This is a genomic window from Variovorax sp. P4_B11 (assembly GCF_056402355.1).
Genome location: NZ_JBFUHO010000079.1, coordinates 14,650 through 31,200 on the forward strand (window position 1 = coordinate 14,650; position 16,551 = coordinate 31,200).

General features: G+C 67.2%; 12 protein-coding genes and 1 pseudogene. 5 read left to right on the plus strand and 8 right to left on the minus strand.

Features of this window, described 5'->3' with window-relative positions; translation table 11 throughout:
• The first annotated feature begins 58 nt into the window (after positions 1-58).
• From tssJ to tagF, 4 genes are read left to right on the plus strand one after another with little or no spacing between them, the layout of a single operon-like run.
• On the plus strand, positions 59-1,171 hold the full coding sequence (gene tssJ, locus AC1DYD_RS36510) for a type VI secretion system lipoprotein TssJ (protein ID WP_478177621.1): 1,113 nt from the start codon (positions 59-61) through the stop codon (positions 1,169-1,171).
• Positions 1,168-2,295, plus strand: coding sequence for a DotU/TssL family secretion system protein (locus AC1DYD_RS36515; RefSeq protein WP_478177622.1), 1,128 nt, complete (start codon positions 1,168-1,170; stop codon positions 2,293-2,295). The genes tssJ and AC1DYD_RS36515 overlap by 4 nt, the downstream gene beginning before the upstream one ends.
• A complete protein-coding gene (gene tssM, locus AC1DYD_RS36520; protein ID WP_478177623.1) occupies positions 2,292-5,615 on the plus strand; it encodes a type VI secretion system membrane subunit TssM in 3,324 nt (1,107 codons plus the stop codon). The genes AC1DYD_RS36515 and tssM overlap by 4 nt, the downstream gene beginning before the upstream one ends.
• Positions 5,609-6,196, plus strand: a complete 588-nt coding sequence (gene tagF, locus AC1DYD_RS36525) for a type VI secretion system-associated protein TagF (protein WP_478177624.1) — start codon at positions 5,609-5,611, stop codon at positions 6,194-6,196. Before tssM ends, tagF begins: the two co-directional genes overlap by 7 nt.
• Here the strand turns inward: tagF and AC1DYD_RS36530 are convergent.
• The 5 genes from AC1DYD_RS36530 to AC1DYD_RS36550 form a co-directional block, all read right to left on the minus strand.
• Positions 6,160-6,900 (minus strand): PP2C family protein-serine/threonine phosphatase, encoded by a 741-nt coding sequence (locus AC1DYD_RS36530; protein WP_478177625.1) that lies wholly within the window; start codon positions 6,898-6,900, stop codon positions 6,160-6,162. The two genes, tagF and AC1DYD_RS36530, sit on opposite strands and share 37 nt — an antisense overlap.
• Positions 6,882-8,150 carry a type VI secretion system-associated FHA domain protein TagH gene (tagH, locus tag AC1DYD_RS36535; protein ID WP_478177626.1) on the minus strand — a complete coding sequence of 423 codons (1,269 nt, stop codon included), beginning with the start codon at positions 8,148-8,150 and terminating at the stop codon, positions 6,882-6,884. The genes AC1DYD_RS36530 and tagH overlap by 19 nt, the downstream gene beginning before the upstream one ends.
• Before the next feature lie 17 nt (positions 8,151-8,167).
• Entirely contained in the window at positions 8,168-9,658 is a 1,491-nt protein-coding gene (locus tag AC1DYD_RS36540; RefSeq protein ID WP_478177627.1) for a serine/threonine-protein kinase, read from the minus strand.
• Between the two features lie 13 nt (positions 9,659-9,671).
• Positions 9,672-10,490 (minus strand): c-type heme family protein, encoded by an 819-nt coding sequence (locus tag AC1DYD_RS36545; protein WP_478177628.1) that lies wholly within the window; start codon positions 10,488-10,490, stop codon positions 9,672-9,674.
• Positions 10,491-10,598: 108 nt separating this feature from the next.
• On the minus strand, positions 10,599-11,585 hold the full coding sequence (locus AC1DYD_RS36550; protein ID WP_478177629.1) for a FecR family protein: 987 nt from the start codon (positions 11,583-11,585) through the stop codon (positions 10,599-10,601).
• A gap of 774 nt (positions 11,586-12,359) precedes the next feature.
• Between AC1DYD_RS36550 and AC1DYD_RS36555 the strand changes: the two are divergent.
• Positions 12,360-15,236: pseudogene (locus AC1DYD_RS36555) on the plus strand (Tn3 family transposase).
• Between the two features lie 228 nt (positions 15,237-15,464).
• Here the strand turns inward: AC1DYD_RS36555 and AC1DYD_RS36560 are convergent.
• The 3 genes from AC1DYD_RS36560 to AC1DYD_RS36570 all read right to left on the minus strand — a co-directional run bounded on the left by AC1DYD_RS36560 (position 15,465) and on the right by AC1DYD_RS36570 (position 16,283).
• Positions 15,465-15,629 (minus strand): hypothetical protein, encoded by a 165-nt coding sequence (locus tag AC1DYD_RS36560; RefSeq protein WP_478177630.1) that lies wholly within the window; start codon positions 15,627-15,629, stop codon positions 15,465-15,467.
• Positions 15,616-15,867, minus strand: coding sequence for a nucleotidyl transferase AbiEii/AbiGii toxin family protein (locus AC1DYD_RS36565; protein ID WP_478177631.1), 252 nt, complete (start codon positions 15,865-15,867; stop codon positions 15,616-15,618). The genes AC1DYD_RS36560 and AC1DYD_RS36565 overlap by 14 nt, the downstream gene beginning before the upstream one ends.
• A gap of 218 nt (positions 15,868-16,085) precedes the next feature.
• Entirely contained in the window at positions 16,086-16,283 is a 198-nt protein-coding gene (locus tag AC1DYD_RS36570; protein WP_478177632.1) for a hypothetical protein, read from the minus strand.
• Positions 16,284-16,551: the final 268 nt, after the last annotated feature.

Here is a 16,551-nt window from a genome sequence, read left to right on the forward strand (position 1 = left end):
CTTCGGTTTCGTTCCTATGTGGTGGAGCCGGGCCGGCCTCGCGCAACCGCAGCGGGCCATGGTCGACTCACCTGGCCAACGCCGTGTCGCACTCGTGATCGGCAACGGACGGTACCCCGAAATCCCGCTGAACAATCCCGAGCATGACGCTCGGCTGGTCGCGCAGACATTGCGCAGCCTCAACTTCGAGGTGGGCGAGCATCTCAATCTCAATGCGCGCGACTTCAAGCGCGTGCTGCGGGAATTCGCGCGCCGCATGGACGATGACCAGGTCGCGTCGGTCTTCTATTACGCCGGCCACGGCGTACAGATCGGCGGGCGCAACTTCCTGCTGCCGGTCGACATCGCGTTGCGCGATGAGGCCGAAGTGCGCGATGAGGCCATCGACCTGCAGGAAGCGCTGCTCACGCATGTCGATCGGGTGCGTGCACGCGCCCGCATCTTCATCATCGACGCCTGCCGCAACGACCCCTTCGCGTCGCGCGGTGCCGCTTCGCGCAACGCCAACGGCCTGGCCGAGATGGCGGCGCCGGGTGCCCTCATTGCCTTCTCCGCTGCGCCCGGCCGCGTCGCCGAGGACGGCCCGGTCGGCGGCAACAGCATCTACACGCGTTACCTCGCCACCGAGATGCGAACCCCTGGCGTGGATGTCGAGGAAATGATGAAGACCGTGCGCATCAAGGTGCTGCGCGACACCGCGGAGCGCCAGATTCCCTGGGTCAACACCTCCATGGTCGTGAATTTCATGTTCAACCCCGGTCCTGCGCCTGCGCTGGCCGGGCCGAAACGCAACCTGCAGCTGCTCGTGCAGGCGCAACGCAGCCTCAACACCGATGCGCGCGATGCATCGGCCTCGTTGGCGCTGCGGGTCTATGTGCTCAGCGATGCGAGCGGGTTCGAAAAGGCGAGTTTCGACAGCCTCTACGACGATGACGAGGCGACCCTCGGGTCGAACATGCTCGCGCGCCAGAGCCTGTACCTGCGCCCCGGCGAGGCGCGCGAGCTGGACCTCGAGCTGCGCGGCGACGCGCGTGCCCTCGCGGTGTTCGGTGCGTTTCGGGAACTCGAGAGTTCGCAGTGGCGTGCCGTCCTGCCCTTGCCGGTTGGATCATTGGCGCGCGCGCGCCTCGACGCGCAGGCGCGCCAACTGCAACTGGGGTGGGTCAAATGATGCGACCCGGCGCCGCGCTCGCGTCGCCGGCTTCCGGCGCTTCGGATGGCGTCGACGAGCCGGCCGCCGCGCGCGCGCTGCGCGGCGAGGCCCTCCCCCTCGTTGCCCTGGTGGCACGCTTGCACGACGCGACGCCCGTCGACCCGGCCGAATTGCGCCGCACGCTGGCTGCGGTGGTGGCCCATTTCGAAGCCAATGCGCGCGTCGCAGGCGTCGACGAAGCAAGCGTCGCGGCCGCGAGCTACGTGCTCTGTGCCTGGGGCGACGAGCAGTTTGGCGCGGCGCCGTGGGGCACGGGAGGCGCCGGACTGCTGCAGCGCTTTCACGGCGAGGCCGATGGCGGCGACAAGCTGTTGCGCCTGCTGTCGCGGCTGGCCGAAAAGCCGCGCGAGCATCGCGCGCTGCTCGAACTCTTCCATACCTGCCTGAGTCTCGGGCTGCGCGCGGGCATGGCGCCCGACAGCCGCGATCATGAAAACCTGCGCGCGCGTGTGCAACTCGCGCTGCAACGGGTGGCGCCGGTTCCGGTGTTGGTGGCTCCGTGGCACTGCGCGGCCGCTGCGGCCAGCCCACCGCGGGCGCCACGCGTCGCGTTGCCGGCGGTCCTGCTGCTCGGCGTGCTTGCCGTAGGCATCTACAGCGCCAGCCAGCTTCAGCTTGCAGCGCGCGTCGACGGCGTGCTGGCGTCCTTGCAGCGACTCGTACCGGCACCCGCCGTCGCCGCGCAGCAGGTCGCGGGCGCGGTGCCGGTGCCACCGCGGCTGGCCTCGAGCCTGCGTGACGACATCGATGCGCGCCGGCTGTCCGTGCGCGACGAGGCGCTGCGCAGTGTGGTCGTGATCGGCGCCGACGCGCTCGGCGACGCCACCGGCCCATTGACGCGCCTGGGCGCAGCGCTGAAGAAGCTGCCGGGCAAGGTGCTCGTCGTCGGCTACACCGATGGCAGCGATCCCCCGACGGCTCGCACGCCCTCGGCCTGGCATCAGGCGATGGAATGGGCGCGTGGTGCCGCCGACGTCTTGCGGCCACAACTCGGCGATGAGCGGATGGCGGTCGAGGCCCGCGTCGACGCCGCGGCCGGCGCGCCACTGCGACGCGTCGAGATCGTCCTGTTCCCGGAATGAAGGCCTCGCCACGCTTCGTCCAACGCGCCGTCAACCTCGGTGCGGCAGGCGCCTTGTTGTGGTTTGCGGCACCGCTGTTGGACTTCGGCAGCTGGCACCCCTTCGACGGCATGCGCGCGCGCGTGGCCTTGCTGGCGCTGGTGGCGCTCTTGCTGGTCGGCCTGCACGGACTGCGCGTGTTGCTGGCCCGACGGCGCAACGAGCGACTGCTGAAGGGCCTCGAATCAGGCGATGCCACCGTCGAGTTGAGCCAACGATTCCGCGAGGCGCTCGCGATGCTGCGGCAGGGGGTCGGGGCGCAAGGCACACATCGCTGGTGGCAGCGCCGGCGACAGGTGCAGCAGTTGCCCTGGTACCTGATCATCGGCGCGCCCGGGGGCGGCAAGACCACCGCGATATTGCATTCCGGTCTGCGCTTTCCGCTTGCCGAAGAGCTGGGACGCGACCCGCTCGCGGGCATTGGCGGAACGCGCCAGTGCGACTGGTGGTTCAGCGAGGACGCCGTGTTCATCGACACGGCCGGACGCTACACGACACAGGACAGCGACGCCGTGGTCGACGCCGGGGAATGGCAGCAGTTCCTCGCGCTCCTGCGCCGGCACCGGCCAGTGCAGCCGATCAACGGCGTGATCGTCAGCGTCAGCGTGCCCGACCTGCTGCAAGGCGGTGCGGAACTCGCGCGCCAGTCGGCAGCCGTCGCATCGCGTCTGGATGAACTGCGCCGCGAGCTCGATCTCGCCTTTCCGATCTACCTGCTGGTGACCAAGGCCGACCTGCTCGCCGGCTTCGTCGAAACCTTCGGCGATCTCGATGTCGCGCAACGCGAGCAGCTCTGGGGGCTGGTGTTCGACGCCGATGTTGCTGGCATCCCGGCCGATCTCGGAGCGCGCCTCGACGACCTCGCGCAGCGCCTGGCACAGCGCAGTCCCGAGTTGCTGCAGCAAGAACGCACGCCGCAGCGCCGCCTGCCGATCTACGCGTTCGCGGCACAGTTCAAGGCCCTGCTCGCGCCTCTCGAAGGATTCGTGCGCGAGGCCTTCGCCGACATTGCCGCCGCGCCGGCGCAGCGCCTGCGTTCGATCGCGCTGACGAGTGGCACGCAGGAGGGCAATCCGATCGACCGGGTGATCGGCGAACTCGCGCGCAGCCACGGCCTGGCGCTGCAGCCGCTGCCGCGCCCTGATGCCGGCGGCAAGTCGTTTTTCCTGAGCGCGCTGCTCAAGCGCCTGGTGATCGCCGAAGCGCCCCTGGCAGGTCAGCGGTTGCAGCGGCTGCGTTTGCGTCGACGCGTTGGCATGTTCGGCGCGGCATTTGCCGGTGCCGCGCTGCTCACCGCCTCTGCCCTGTGGTGGCAGAGCTACCGGCGCAACCTCGACTATGTCGACGCCGTGCGCACGCGTGTCGAGCAGTTGACCCGGCGCATCGGTCCCCTGGAATCGGCAAGTCTCGAGCAGGTGTTGCCGCTCTATTCGGTGCTCGAGCATCTGGCCGCGAACGACGGCATCGATCCGGATGAGCCGCCTGCCGGCTTCGGCTTCGGGCTGTTCCAGGGACCGCGGCTGGCGCGCTCGGCGGAACAGGTCTACCGCGAGATGCTCGATCGGAGTCTGGCGCCGCTGCTCGTCGAGCGATTGCGCCGCGACCTGCGCGAGGCCGAGGACAGCGCGACACGTTACGAGGCGCTGCGCACCTCGTTGATGCTCGCCAATCCGGCACGGCTGGCCCGCGGCGAGTTACACGGCTGGGTCGAGCAGACGCTGACACAGGCGAGCGGCGCCGGCGAGCGCGACGAGGTGACGCGCCATGTCGAGAACTTGCTCGAGCGCAGCGGGCTGCCCGAGGCGATGCGCCCCGACGATGCCGGCGTGCGCGCGGCGCGCAGCGCCCTCGCGGCGCTGCCGCTGGCGCAACGCGTGCACGAGCGCTTGCTGCGACGCGTTCCCGATCCCGAACCGCCACAGGATCTGCCGACACGCCTCGGCGCGGCCAGCGCCCTTCTGTTCGCAGCGTCGAGCGCCGGGCCGATGCCGGCGCATTCGAGCGCCAGCGGCTGGCGACGCAATCTGGCGCCGGCGCTCGAGCCGACCTTCGATGAACTCGCGAGCGAGGCGGACTGGGTGCTCGGCGACACCGGCGGCGATGTACGGCGCCTGCAGAAAGACCGCGCCTGGCGCGACGAAATCGCCACGCAGGTCGGCAAGCGCCAGGCCGAACGCGTGATCGCCACCTGGTCGCGCCAACTCGATGCCCTTGCCTTGGCGCCCGGCAGCGATACGGTGGACGCCTCGCGCCAGGCCACTGGACTCACGGCGCCCGATTCGCCGCTGCGCCGCCTCCTGACACGCCTGGCCGACGACTTCAGCGCGACCTCACAGGGCGGTAGCGCGGCCGAGATCGCCTTCGACGGCACGCTGCGGACACGCTTCGGCGCCCTCGGCGACTACGCGGCAGGCCCCGGACCGCAAGCGCTCGATCGCCTTCACACCCTGGTCGCCGGCAAGCGCGACGAGACCGGAAGCGCCGAACTCGACGCGACCTTGCGCACCGAGGCCGTCGGTGCGCCGGCGGCGCTGCGGAGGCTCTACCTCGACCTCGGGACATTGATCCGCTCGCGCGGTGGCGCCAAGCCGAGTTTCGACGCCGCGCTGCTCGAACTCGCGCAGACTTGCAGCACGTTGACGCGCGAGCGCTTTCCGTTCAGTGCCACCGCGACGCGGGATATGGCACCGTCCGACTTTGCGCGCCTGTTCGGACCCGGTGGCCTGTTCGACGAATTCCGGCGAAACCAGTTGACCGAACGCGTCGACACGTCGACCCGGCCCTGGAAAGCGCGCAGCGCGGGCGCCAATGCGAGCAATTCGGATGCATTCGAGCGGGCGGCGGCGATCGGCAGCCTGTTCTTTCCCCAGGGTGCGCCGCTGCCCGAACTCAAGCTGCGCATCACGCCGCAGCGCATGGATGCCGAACTGCTGCAGTTCAGCATCGATGTCGATGGGCAGCTCTTGCGCTTCGAGAACGGCCCGCCACGTGCCAAGGAATTGGTCTGGCCCGGACCGGCTTCGACGCAAAAGGTGCTGATGCGCGTGCTGCCGCCCGGCCCGACCGGGGTCGGCGCCGAAATCCATGAAGGTCCGTTCGCCTGGCTCCGGGTGCTGCTGCGCGGCGACTGGAAGGGCGAGCGCGGCGCGCCAGCGCGGCTGACCTTCGTCGTCGACACACGCACCCTCGACGTCGAGGCGAGCGCGGCCGCGACACCCGACGCCGATGTCTGGACCCTCCGGGACTTGGCACGTTTTCATTGCCCGCAGGCATCATGGTGAAGTCGCCATCGCGTCGCGTCTCCTGGTACGGCAAGTTGCCCGCGCGTGGCGACTTTGTCGGCCGTGGCCTGCCCGCACGGTGGCGCAGCGACTGGGATGGCTGGCTGCAGCGTGGCCTCGCCCTCGCCGCCACGACGCTGGACGCCGCCACGCTGCGCGAACGCCTGGGCAGCTTCGCGCCGTGGCGCTATCTGGCGCTGCCGACGCCCGGCGAGTTCTGGTGCGGCATCATCACGGCGTCGCACGATCGTGTCGGACGCGCTTTTCCGCTGACGCTGGCGGAACGCTTCAACGCGCCGCCTTCACCGGACGAAAGCGCCGCACGGCTCGCGTCGCTGCTCGACGCTGTCGCAGAAGGACCCGAAGCGCTCGAGGCCGCGATCGCCGCCTTGCCGCCCCGTCCTGAGCAGGAATTCAAACCAGCCGAGGCCTGGCCGCCGGAGCCGGCCAGCCTCTGGTGGCCGCTCGCCGCCGCACACGATGTCGTTGCGCGGCCTGCGGCCTGGCCACCGGAGCCGGCCCTTCTGCTCGAACTGCTCGATGTTCAACCGGCCTCGCACCAGATCGCGAGCGCGGAATAGTTGTCCTGGGCGCTGCGATCGGCGCGCCGCACACCCGCTTCGAGGCGATCGAGCCAGGCCTGGATGCCGCTGCAGCCGGCCAAGCTGCGCTCCATCGCCAGATCGTCGAAGGCCGACCAGAGTCCATCGCTGCACAGCAGGAGGGCATCGCGGGAAGCGAGCACCTGCGGTGTTTCCAGGATCTCGAAGTCGAAGCCTTCGGGCGAGCCGAGCGCCGAAGTCAGCTGCCCCGGGGCGGCGTCGCTCGCGTTCAGCCCGGCATCGCGCAAGCTCTGCGCGAGGCTTTGATCACGGGTGCGCCCGAGCAATCGGGCGTCATGCCAGCGGTAAAGGCGCGAGTCGCCGGCATGGGCCCAGATCGCCGCGCCACTGCGCAGGTCGAGCAGGAGCACGACGATGGTGGTGCGCATGTCGGCCGTCATGGTGCCGGCAACCTGCTGAGCGACCACTGCGTCGTTGGCCCCTTGGACAAGCCGTTTCAGCGCGTTCGGGCTGACCTCGGGTCGGAGCGCGAAGGCTTCGAGCACATGCGTCACGGCGACGCGCGAGGCCATCTGGCCGCCGCCGTGCCCGCCCGCACCGTCGCAAAGGGCGGCGACAAGGGAGTCGGCGCCCTGCCAATAGCCGAAGGCGTCTTCGTTGCACTCGCGCCGCCCGGTTTGCGACAGCGCAGCGACCGAGACGTTCAACGCGCGTTTGGCCATGGTGACTCCGGCGGTGGGGCGTCCGCGTTGACGCGCGACTGGGCTTCATAGGCACGCAGGAATTCCCGTCCGAAGATGGTCTCGAAGTCGTCGTCCAAGTGCTCGAGCAAGTGGGCGTGCTGCAGCCGATGGCGCTCCCAGAGGGCCGCGGCGCGGCGCTTGGGAAGGCGCGAAAGAATGTCGCGCGGCGGCCCCTCCGCGTTCTCGGCGGCCTCGGGACCCAGGCGGGAGAAGAGCTCGAACACCGCAGCGCGCATGCCGGCGACCATTGCCACCTGGTGCACCAGCAGGTCGCGATTCGCGTCGTGCAACGCCGCCACGGGGTCGAGGAAGCCGGGGCTCGGGACACGCTGCAGCATCCGGGTCAACGCTTCGGTCGCGTCCGGCGAGAACTTCAGGGGGTTGTTCTGACGCGGCGCGATCACCGTACCCTCGGCGCGCATGTGGCGTTTCGCGACCGCACGGCTTTTCAGCAACGCGAGCGTGCCTTCAGCGGTCGCCCGCAGCAGCGCGCCCAGATGTTCCATCAACTCCGGTGTCAACGGCGGCACCTGGGCGCCGCCCAGTCCGGCGCCGCAACGGAATGCCGCTGCAAGTTCAGTCAGATCCGGCGACCCGCCCTCGGGGGCCGAAGCCGACGAAGGAGGCGCGGGCGCTGTCGGTCCGGCTGCCGATACGGTGGTTGGCCGCGGTGGCTCCGCGGACTCAGGGACTTGCAAGGGCGGCGGAGCCGGTGGCATCGAGGGTGCACTCTTCACCATCGGTGTGCCGGTTCGCACGACCAGCGGATCCGTCTTCCAGGACACCACCGCACTCGCTGACGCCGCCTCGGGCGCTGGCGCAAGGGCCGGCAGCGGCGATTGCGCAGCAAGCGGATCGTGCGCGCCGTCCAGATCGAACCAGCGATCCAGACGCGCACGCGCAGCAGCCGGCGCCGCGATGCACTCGACAGCGAGCTCGAACCCGCCGATGCGCAGGCAGTCGCCCACCGAGAGGGCCAGTTGGTCACCCGGGGCGAGCTGCGTGTCGTTCACCCACAGAGGGGTGCTGCTGCTGATGCAGCGCACGAGCGCGTCCTGGCCGACCATGGCGACTTGGGCGTGTTGACGCGACACCCTGCGCAGCGGGTCGGCCAGCACCAGGTCGCATTCGGGAGAACGGCCGATGATGACGCCCTCCGGCGGCAGCGGAAGCGCCGTCGCATCGGGCTCGCTGGCGCCGGGGCGGCGTATGACATGCAGCGCGATCACGATGGGCCCGTTCAGATTCAGCCCAAGGCTCGCCACAGGTCGGCCTGCACACGGCGGGCGTCGACGGTTGGCGTGAGCTGTTCCATGACGCTGGCAACGAATTGCTCGCGGGTGCTCGATTTCGCGGCGCAGCGCTTCGCGACGACCCGCGCAATCGGTCCCAGCGAGGAAAGGAGTGCGGCGGCCGCCTTGTCGACATCGCCTTCGCGCATCGGCACGCCGCTCGGCGCCGCGCCCCCGGTTCTCGAGGCCTGGGAACCAGAGGCTGTTGCAGAGGCCGCGGCATGGGTTGGCGGCACGCCGGCTCTGGCCAGGAAGCGCTCGCGCGCGTCAATGTCGATGATCGCACTCGCGACGGCCTGGCGCACTTCCGCCAGCGTAGACAACCCACGCGCGGCGCGACGCACCAGCACGCGCGCCACCGCGCCCACGTGCTGGGCCAGTTCGCGTTCGACCTCGGCCAGCGCGGCGGTGTCCCATCCGGTGGGTGCGGGAATCGAAGGCGGGCTGGTGCCGGGCAGCGACTTCGAGGGCGCCTGGGGGATCCGCGCCGAGTCGGGCACCGTCGGCACAATGGGCGAGCACGGCCCGGGGATCTCGGGCGCGTCGCGCTCCGTCGGGCTCGCCTCGAGGTCTTCGAGGAGAGGCGCCATCAGGATGTGGGCCGGGAGCACCTCTGGCAGCGTCTCGGTGGCGAGCGCCTGCAGCGCCGTTCGCATTGCCATCGCGCTCGGGTAGCGCTGCGCCGGATCCTTCGCCAGCGCCAGGTCCAGCACGGCATCGAACGGCTTGAGTGCGGCGTCGTTCGTCGCCTCGCTCAGCGGCTTGTGGGGCTCGTAGACGATCTTGTACATGATGGCGTCGTCCGTGCCGACAAATGGCGTCGCCCCGCTCAGCATCCGATAGAGCAGCACGCCCGCCGAGAAGACATCGACGCGGCGGTCGATCTCGCGGTCCGTGTATTGCTCGGGCGCGATGTAGCCGGGTGACCCGACGATCGCACTGGCGCGGGTCAGATTCGATGTTTCGGTTCGCGCTATTCCAAAATCGGTGATCTTGAGGCGCCCGTCATCGGCAATCAGCAGATTCGCCGGCTTGATGTCACGGTGCACGATGCCGCGCTCGTGGGCGTAGTGCAAGCCGTCGAGCAGTTGCATCATCACGCACAGCACCTGTGGCACCTCGAGCTTGCGCGGTGCCTGGACATAGTCGCGCAGGTTTCGTCCGGCGACGTACTCCATGACGATGTAGGCGAAGTCCTCGTCTTCGCCGAACTGGTAGATCGAAACGATGTTGCGGTGGGTCAGCCGCCCCGCCGCCTTGGCTTCCACACGAAAGCGCGCCGCCACGCTCATGTCGTCGCCCGACTCGAGCAGGCGGCGGTGGATCGTCTTGATCGCCACCGCACGGTCGATCCCCGGATCGTGCGCCAAGTACACGATGCCCATCGCGCCCGAGCCGATCACCCCGCGGATCGGGTACGGACCGACATGGGTGGGCGACGACATAGGGGTACGGACCTCAGGTGTCGATCATCTTGATGGCCTGATCGAGGCTGCGGCGCATGCGCGTGAACGAATGCGCCAGGGTCCCGATTTCGTCGCGGCTGTGCGTCGCGAACTCCGGCACATCGGGTTCGCCGAGGCTGACGCGGTTGGCCACCTTGGACAGCGCCGCCACCGGTCGGATCACGAGCAGGTAGAGCATCACATTCAATACGATGCCTATGGCCACGAAAATGCCGACGAGCGAAGCCATGAAGACCTTGAAAGTCTGTTCGGCACGCGCCAGCGGCACCGACATCGGCACCGAAACGACCTGCGCGCCGATTACCTCGTTCAAATGCCAGCCGAAACCGTTGGCCGGCCCGTACTTGTCGATCACCGTGCGCGGCGCCGCCTCGACCGTGCTATGGCATGCCAGGCAGGCGGCGTTCGTGATGCGGATCGGGTGCGCGATGTAGAGCGCCCGCCCGGTACCCGACTCGCGCTCGCCAACGAACTCCTTCTGATCGGCCTGGGTGCGAAAACGATTCACGATGTCGGCTTCCCAGTCGACTGCCCGATCGCGCGGGTTGGTCGGATTCAGGGTCGCTTCCTTGTAGGTGTAGTCGGGAAAGGTCTTGGACAGTGTCGCCAGTACTTCCGTGGCGGAATAGGCTGGTACGGTCTGGGGCAGGAAGGTGTACTTCATCTGTGTTTCAAGCAATGGGCGGATCTGGTCATTGGTATAGGCGCGTACCGCCATCGCCTTTTCCATGGTCAGGCGCGCATGGTTGAGCACCTCCTGCTTGGCGTTGCTTTGCAGCAGGTCATAGGAAATCTTGCCCGTGCCGGCCACACCTGCAACGAAGACAACCAGGAAGATCAGATTGAACTTGAATAGAAGGCTCATTAAATTCTCCAGTCCTGGTAGTAGTCGCTGGGTTGCGGCAGGACGCGGAACGGTTCACTGAGATGTGCCCCGCCCGGCGCTGGTGCCCGAAGCTGCGGCTGCGGCTGCGGCGGCTGCAGCCGCCCGGTTGGCCCGTGCCGCTGCAGCCGCGGCCTCCCGAGCGCGGCGACGCTCGGCCTCTTCGGCCAGCCGGCGCGCATAACCCTCGGGGTCGGCATAGCGCTCCCACTCAGGGTGCTGTGCCAGATCGGCCTTGGCGCCCGCACGGAAGTTCAGGTCGGCCGCGCGCGACTGCCACAGCGGCAGCAGCGCAAGCCGCAGCGCCGGTTCGGTGCGCAGCCAGGCGGCCACATCGGCGTACGTGACCTCGCCGCGCGCCTTGGGAGCGACATTGCGCTTGGCGAACTGCTCACCGCGCGCTGGCAGCCGGTCGCGAAACTGGCGCGGCAGCTTGCTCAGGAACTCGGGCGTGGCGCGCGGCCCGACCGTCGGTGTGCTGCCTTCACGCCGCTGTGCGAAGTCGCCGCTGGCCAATTGCGCAATCGTCTGCGTGCCATCGCGCGGCGTCAGCTTGGCGGTGCCAGTTTCGACAAACAGCTCGTACTGCACGCCTTTGGTGTAGATGACGGTGGCGGCGGCTTGCGTCGCAACCTCGACGCTGGGGCCGACGTAGCCGAAGGCCCCGCTGGCGGTGGTCTTGAGCCAGCCCTCGAGCAGATAGAGCGGCGGCGCCGTCAGCCCCTTGCCAACGCGAGGGCGCAGCATCAGCCGCGTCGATTCACCGATACCGACAAGGACGCCCCCGGGGAGTTCGATCTGGGCAAATGCGCCGGGTGCTGTCTCGATGATGTCCTGCTCATTCAACACGACGCCCTCGGCGAGCGTATAGCGCGTGGTCTGGCGGATCAGCGTGACATCGCCTTCGACGATGCCGACGACGCTGTTGGATCGCGCCCAGGCCGACGTGGCATCGGTAGATTGCGCGCAAGCAATCGACGACGCGAACAGGTTCGCGACGCACAGCAGCAGGAACCCGAACAAGATCTTTGTGAGCCGCAAAGACGTAACTCCGCTGGCATCTGGCATCGTGGAATCTGGCTGCAAGCCAACCAAATTGACAAGTTCCATATTACTCAGTCCCCCGCGCCGTGTCCGTCTTTTTCCGGGCCGAGGAGCGCCGTAGCCCCAGCGGCAGCTATTCGAAGTAAGTCATTGATTTCCAAAGGAAAAATTCCCGCAAGCGGTGACGATTTGCGGGCAAGGGACGGCAGTTCTTGCCGAGAGCGATTCACACGGTGGGGTCGCAGACGCTAACTTGCGAGTTCCCATCGCGATTGGCCGATCTGCGGTCGGGTTCGCTGGCTGGGAAATGACGCCTGGCGCGCCTTTGGAACTTGGTCAGGCAGATCAAAGTCAGTTTCGACATTTCCGGCGGCTCTGCCGAGTCGGAGGCGTTGTCGCTGCTGACGCTGGAGGTCGATGCGCAGCCGAGCATGGGTAGGGGTAAGGATTCGTGCGTAAATGAGTAACATCCCCGCGCCGACCACCACGGCGCCCTTGGCTACCCGGTGCCGGTGCTGAACCGGATGCTGTAGTCGACCGGGTCGGGTTCGCGGTCCTGGGGTAATCGTATTTTCTCGACAATTTGACACGGTCGTAGTTGTCGCCGAGCGCCTGCGCGGTTTGGACGGCGTGACCCGGACCCCTGAGCCACAACGCGCGCCGAAGGAGTAGATTGGCGGCCCCATCCCTGTGGAGGATCCTGCCGTGTCGTTTGCCCAGCGCTTCATTGGCGCGGAGACGCTTCCCTCCAGGATGCCCGAACTCGATGTCCAACAGTTCTTCAGCCTGAGCAAGGACGACATTTCCGCGGTCTGCGAGCGTTTCGCGACGACCGCCGCGTCGCTGCGGCCATCCAGTTGCTCTTTCTGCGGGCAAGCGGCCGCCCGAAGGACCGATTTGCCACGGTACCGAAGGTCCTGCTGCGTTCAGTGTGCGAAGCGTTGGGGTCGCCCAACGTGAGCATCGCCAGCCTCCGGTCACTCTATGAACGTCGCCAGACGCTGTACGAACACCAGGCCTGGGCCCGCACCTATCTTGGCCTGAACGACCTGGATGAAGTCCAGCGGCAGAAAGTCGAACAGGTTCTCGCGGTCGCTGCCCTCGAGGCCGCTCACCCCGACGACCTGGTACGAACCGCGCGCATCTGGCTGGACGGCAGGCGAATCATCATTCCGGGCTCACGCCGAATTTCCGACTGGGCTCGCAAGGCGTTCGACGCCACGGAGGCGGCAATGGCGGCAACGATCGAGGCGGCGATTGGGAGGGCGGCGCTGCGCCAAGCCATCGACTGGGCCTATGCACCCTCCCCCGCGGCCTCAGGCAGCCATCTCGAGTGGCTCAAGACACCGCCCGAGCGCCACGCCCCGAGCACGACCGCGCAGACCCTGGAGAAGATCTGCGCTCTCAAGGCCTTGGGCGTTCACAACTGGGCGTTGGATTCCATCGCCCTGAGCAAACAGCAGGCGTATGCGGCGCACGTCCTGATGCGCCGGCCATCGATGACCGCTCGCATCGAGCGGCGACGCCAGACTGTTGAGGTCGTCTGCTTTCTGCACGCGACGCTGATGGAGCTGACTGACATCGCGCTGCTGCAGGCGTCGCGCCGCAGCCAGGAGCTGTTCCGGCATGCTGCGGAGCGTGTCTACCAGAGTCGCGCCCGAAGCAACGGCGCCACGCTGCAGCAGGCCGTCAGAGCGAGGGCCGTGCTTCGTGACGAGACGAAGTCGTGGCGCGATCGTGTGCTCGAAGCTCGAACCCTCCTCGACGATATCGGCGACGCGGGGGCCACCTCATTTGCCTCGCAGGTCCGTCGTGCTCTCGCGGAGGACAGCCGCCGTGTTCATGCGCACCTGGCAGGACTTCAAGACATCGACTTTGCCGGAAGGCCAGGTGACCTGGCCTACGAGCAATGGCAGGCGTGGATAGAGCTTCAGGCGATCGGCGGCCGGGAGATTCCGCCGGACTTCGAGCTTCCATCGGTAGGGCTTGCATGGAGCGCGATCGTCACCGACCTGGATCCTCGGTCCCGCTATCGTGCGTTCGAGGCCAGCACGATGATGGCCCTGCGCAAGAGCTTGCGGCGCGGCAGCGTCTGGGTAAACCATTCGATCGGTCACCGCTCCAGCCAATCCATGCTCCTCGCCGACGCGGAATGGACAAGGTTCAAGGAACAGCATACCAGATCCTTGGGCTGCCGCCGCAGGCCAGCGAGTTCCTGGCGCCGATTCTGGCCACGATGTCGGTCGGGGTGTACGCGCTTGCGGAAGCGGTCGAGCGCGGGAAGGTGAACATCGACGCCAAGGGGCTGGTGCATTTACCGCCGATAGATGCGTTGGACGAGGAGATCGAACCTCGCAAGACCAGAGAGGCCGTCTTCAAGCACATCGGACATTTGCAATTGCCGACCTGCTGATGGAGGTCGACGCGGCGACTCACTTCAGCGAGGCGCTGCTGGCCCACCGCCCCGAGTCTGGCCACGAACTGGTGGCAGTCTATGGCGCGCTGCTTGCCCATGGGAGCGACAACGACGCCACCGGCGTGGGATCGATGATTCCTGGCCTGGATGCAGCGTATATTGCCGCGGCCATGCGGGCCATCGAATTCAGTGGCCGCCTGCAGCGGGCCAACGAACGGGTCTCGGAGTACCAGAACTCCCTGCCGATCGCCGCCTTGTGGGGAGACGGCACCAAAGGGTCGGCAGACATGATGGCCATGGATGCCAGCCGGCACTTGTGGACGGCCAGGGTGGATCCGAGGCGACGCACCTATGCCGCCGGCCTGTACACCCACGTCCGGGATCGCTGGGGGCTCTTCTACGACCAGCCGATCGTGCTGAACGAACGACAGGCTGGTGCCGCCGTCGAAGGCGTCGAGCAACACAATCGCAGCGAAGATCGCATTCGCGTCTCCCTTCTGGCCGTGGACACCCATGGCATGACCAGCGTGGCCCTGGCCATTGCAAAGCTCCTTGGGTTCGACCTGTGTCCGAGATTGAGGGACCTCAGAGAGCGCAAGCTGTTCGTTCCCAGGGGATGGTCGGTGCCGGACAGCTTGGAGAGGGCCACGGTGCGCCGGGTGTCTCTCAAGTCCATCGAGCGCGGTTGGGACGATCTTGTGCGACTGGTGGCATCCATTCGCGCTGGCAAGGTGTCCGCGGTTCACGCCATTCATCGGCTGGGATCGGCCGCCATCGGCGATCCATTGCACCATGCGGCCGATCACCTGGGAGGTCTGCTGCGAACGCTGTTCCTGTGCGACTACCTGACGATTGCCGACTTTCGACGTGAGATCCTTACGCTACTCAGCCGCGGCGAATCGGTGCATCAACTCCAGCGTGCAATCCACGGCGGGCAGATAGCGCAGGACCGGGGACGGCGCGGGCAGGAGATGGTGGCCATATCCGGGGCGCACGCCCTACTCACGAACATCGTGCTCGCCTGGAACACCAGCCGCATGGACAGCGTTGTTGCCCGTCTCAGGGCCTCCGGCTTGCCGATGGAGGACGACTGGCTTCGTCGGATCGGACCCGCACACTTCTCGCACATCAACTTCCGCGGGACGTACCGGTTCAACCTCGAGAAATATGGGCAGCTGCTGGTCGAGCGTCGCTCGGGCAAGGCGGCACTCTGAGCCATCACCTGAGCCCGCGCAGCGCGAGATCGCACGGACGCCAAGTCCGGCGCCGGAGCAGAACTGCCCTACCGCGCAACCCATGGGCCGCTCGTCTCACGGCGCCGGGTCAGTGACCGTGTCAATTTGCACCAGTCGCACCGCCCTGCTCCGCTTGGCCCTTTTGCAAGTGCTCGTCGTGATTGACGTTTTTCTGGGAGACCGTGTCAATTTGTCGAAAAAATACGATTACCCCAGGTCGCGTTCGAGTTCCTCTGCACGTTGGGCTCTGATGAGCTTGAATTCAACCAGGTAGCCGCCCCAGAAGGCAGCCAACTCGTCGGGCATCTTGCCTGGCCGCGCAGTCATCTTGACGTCGAAGGTCTCGTAGCCTTCGATTTCAAAGGTCCTCACCAAAGCGCCTTGCCTTCGGGAGAACCTGCTCTAGATCAAGATCATCCCCGGTCGAGAAGTCCAGATCGATCGATGCTCGCGCATTGACCTGATGGACGAGACCCATCGCGTTTCCACCTTTGAGAACGAGCAGATCCATCAACTCGTCGTCGGCAAACATCGCGACGATGGCAGTCTTCTTGATGCGTTCCAGCTCGTCACCTTGAGGCACTTCGGCCGCTGCACGATTTCTCTTCATATGCTTCCGTTTTCAGAAGCGAGCATCGTACAGGGGCTAACTTGCTCGCCCCCCGTGGTATACGAAAATTCAGTCCGGCGACGACGCCTGCCAGCCGGTTGCGTCAGCAAAAACAGCAGGGCACCCGATAGCCTGCGCGCGGGTGGTTCCACTGCACGGACCGGGAATTCTCGAATGCCGCAGCCCCGCGGTGCCGGCGGCTGGCTCGCCCGCCCGCCCTACTGGACGATCGTTGTCGCCGGCGCTGCCACGACAGCCGGCCCGGCCTTGCGCCTTTTGGCCGTCTCATCGCCGCGCTTGTTGACCCGCGCGCGCCAAGTTTCCAGCTCCATGATGTCGGCGAGCAGTTCATCAGGATCGGGGACGGCGATGCCACCCAGAAGGGCCTTGTCGGGGTGATCTCGGTTTTCGTGCATTTTGTGGCGCTTTTCTCCCAGGGCACCGCCGACAGGCGCAGAATTTCGGCCCGGCGCTGCTGGCCATACCGGCGCCTGGCAAGAACCGCCAGAGGGCCATGTGTCCAAATTTCACCTGCGTTTCGTCGGCGCCGACCACCTGCCACGGACACTCTCCGAGTTCGACGTTGCGCGGTTCTTTCACCTCGCCCCGGCTGACGCTCAGGCCATCGGCGAGCGATTTCGGCCGGACCGGCGACTCGGCGTCGCGGTGCAGTTCGTGTTTCTG

What these genes read in the sequence shown, in the direction of transcription:
- AC1DYD_RS36565 (WP_478177631.1), bottom strand. Translation starts at nt 15,867, where the DNA reads ATGAAGAGAAATCGTGCAGCGGCCGAAGTGCCTCAAGGTGACGAGCTG.
- AC1DYD_RS36515 (WP_478177622.1), top strand. Translation starts at nt 1,168, where the DNA reads ATGATGCGACCCGGCGCCGCGCTCGCGTCGCCGGCTTCCGGCGCTTCG.
- tssJ (WP_478177621.1), top strand. Translation starts at nt 59, where the DNA reads ATGGTCGACTCACCTGGCCAACGCCGTGTCGCACTCGTGATCGGCAAC.
- tssM (WP_478177623.1), top strand. Translation starts at nt 2,292, where the DNA reads ATGAAGGCCTCGCCACGCTTCGTCCAACGCGCCGTCAACCTCGGTGCG.
- AC1DYD_RS36570 (WP_478177632.1), bottom strand. Translation starts at nt 16,283, where the DNA reads ATGCACGAAAACCGAGATCACCCCGACAAGGCCCTTCTGGGTGGCATC.
- AC1DYD_RS36530 (WP_478177625.1), bottom strand. Translation starts at nt 6,900, where the DNA reads ATGGCCAAACGCGCGTTGAACGTCTCGGTCGCTGCGCTGTCGCAAACC.
- AC1DYD_RS36540 (WP_478177627.1), bottom strand. Translation starts at nt 9,658, where the DNA reads ATGTCGTCGCCCACCCATGTCGGTCCGTACCCGATCCGCGGGGTGATC.
- tagF (WP_478177624.1), top strand. Translation starts at nt 5,609, where the DNA reads ATGGTGAAGTCGCCATCGCGTCGCGTCTCCTGGTACGGCAAGTTGCCC.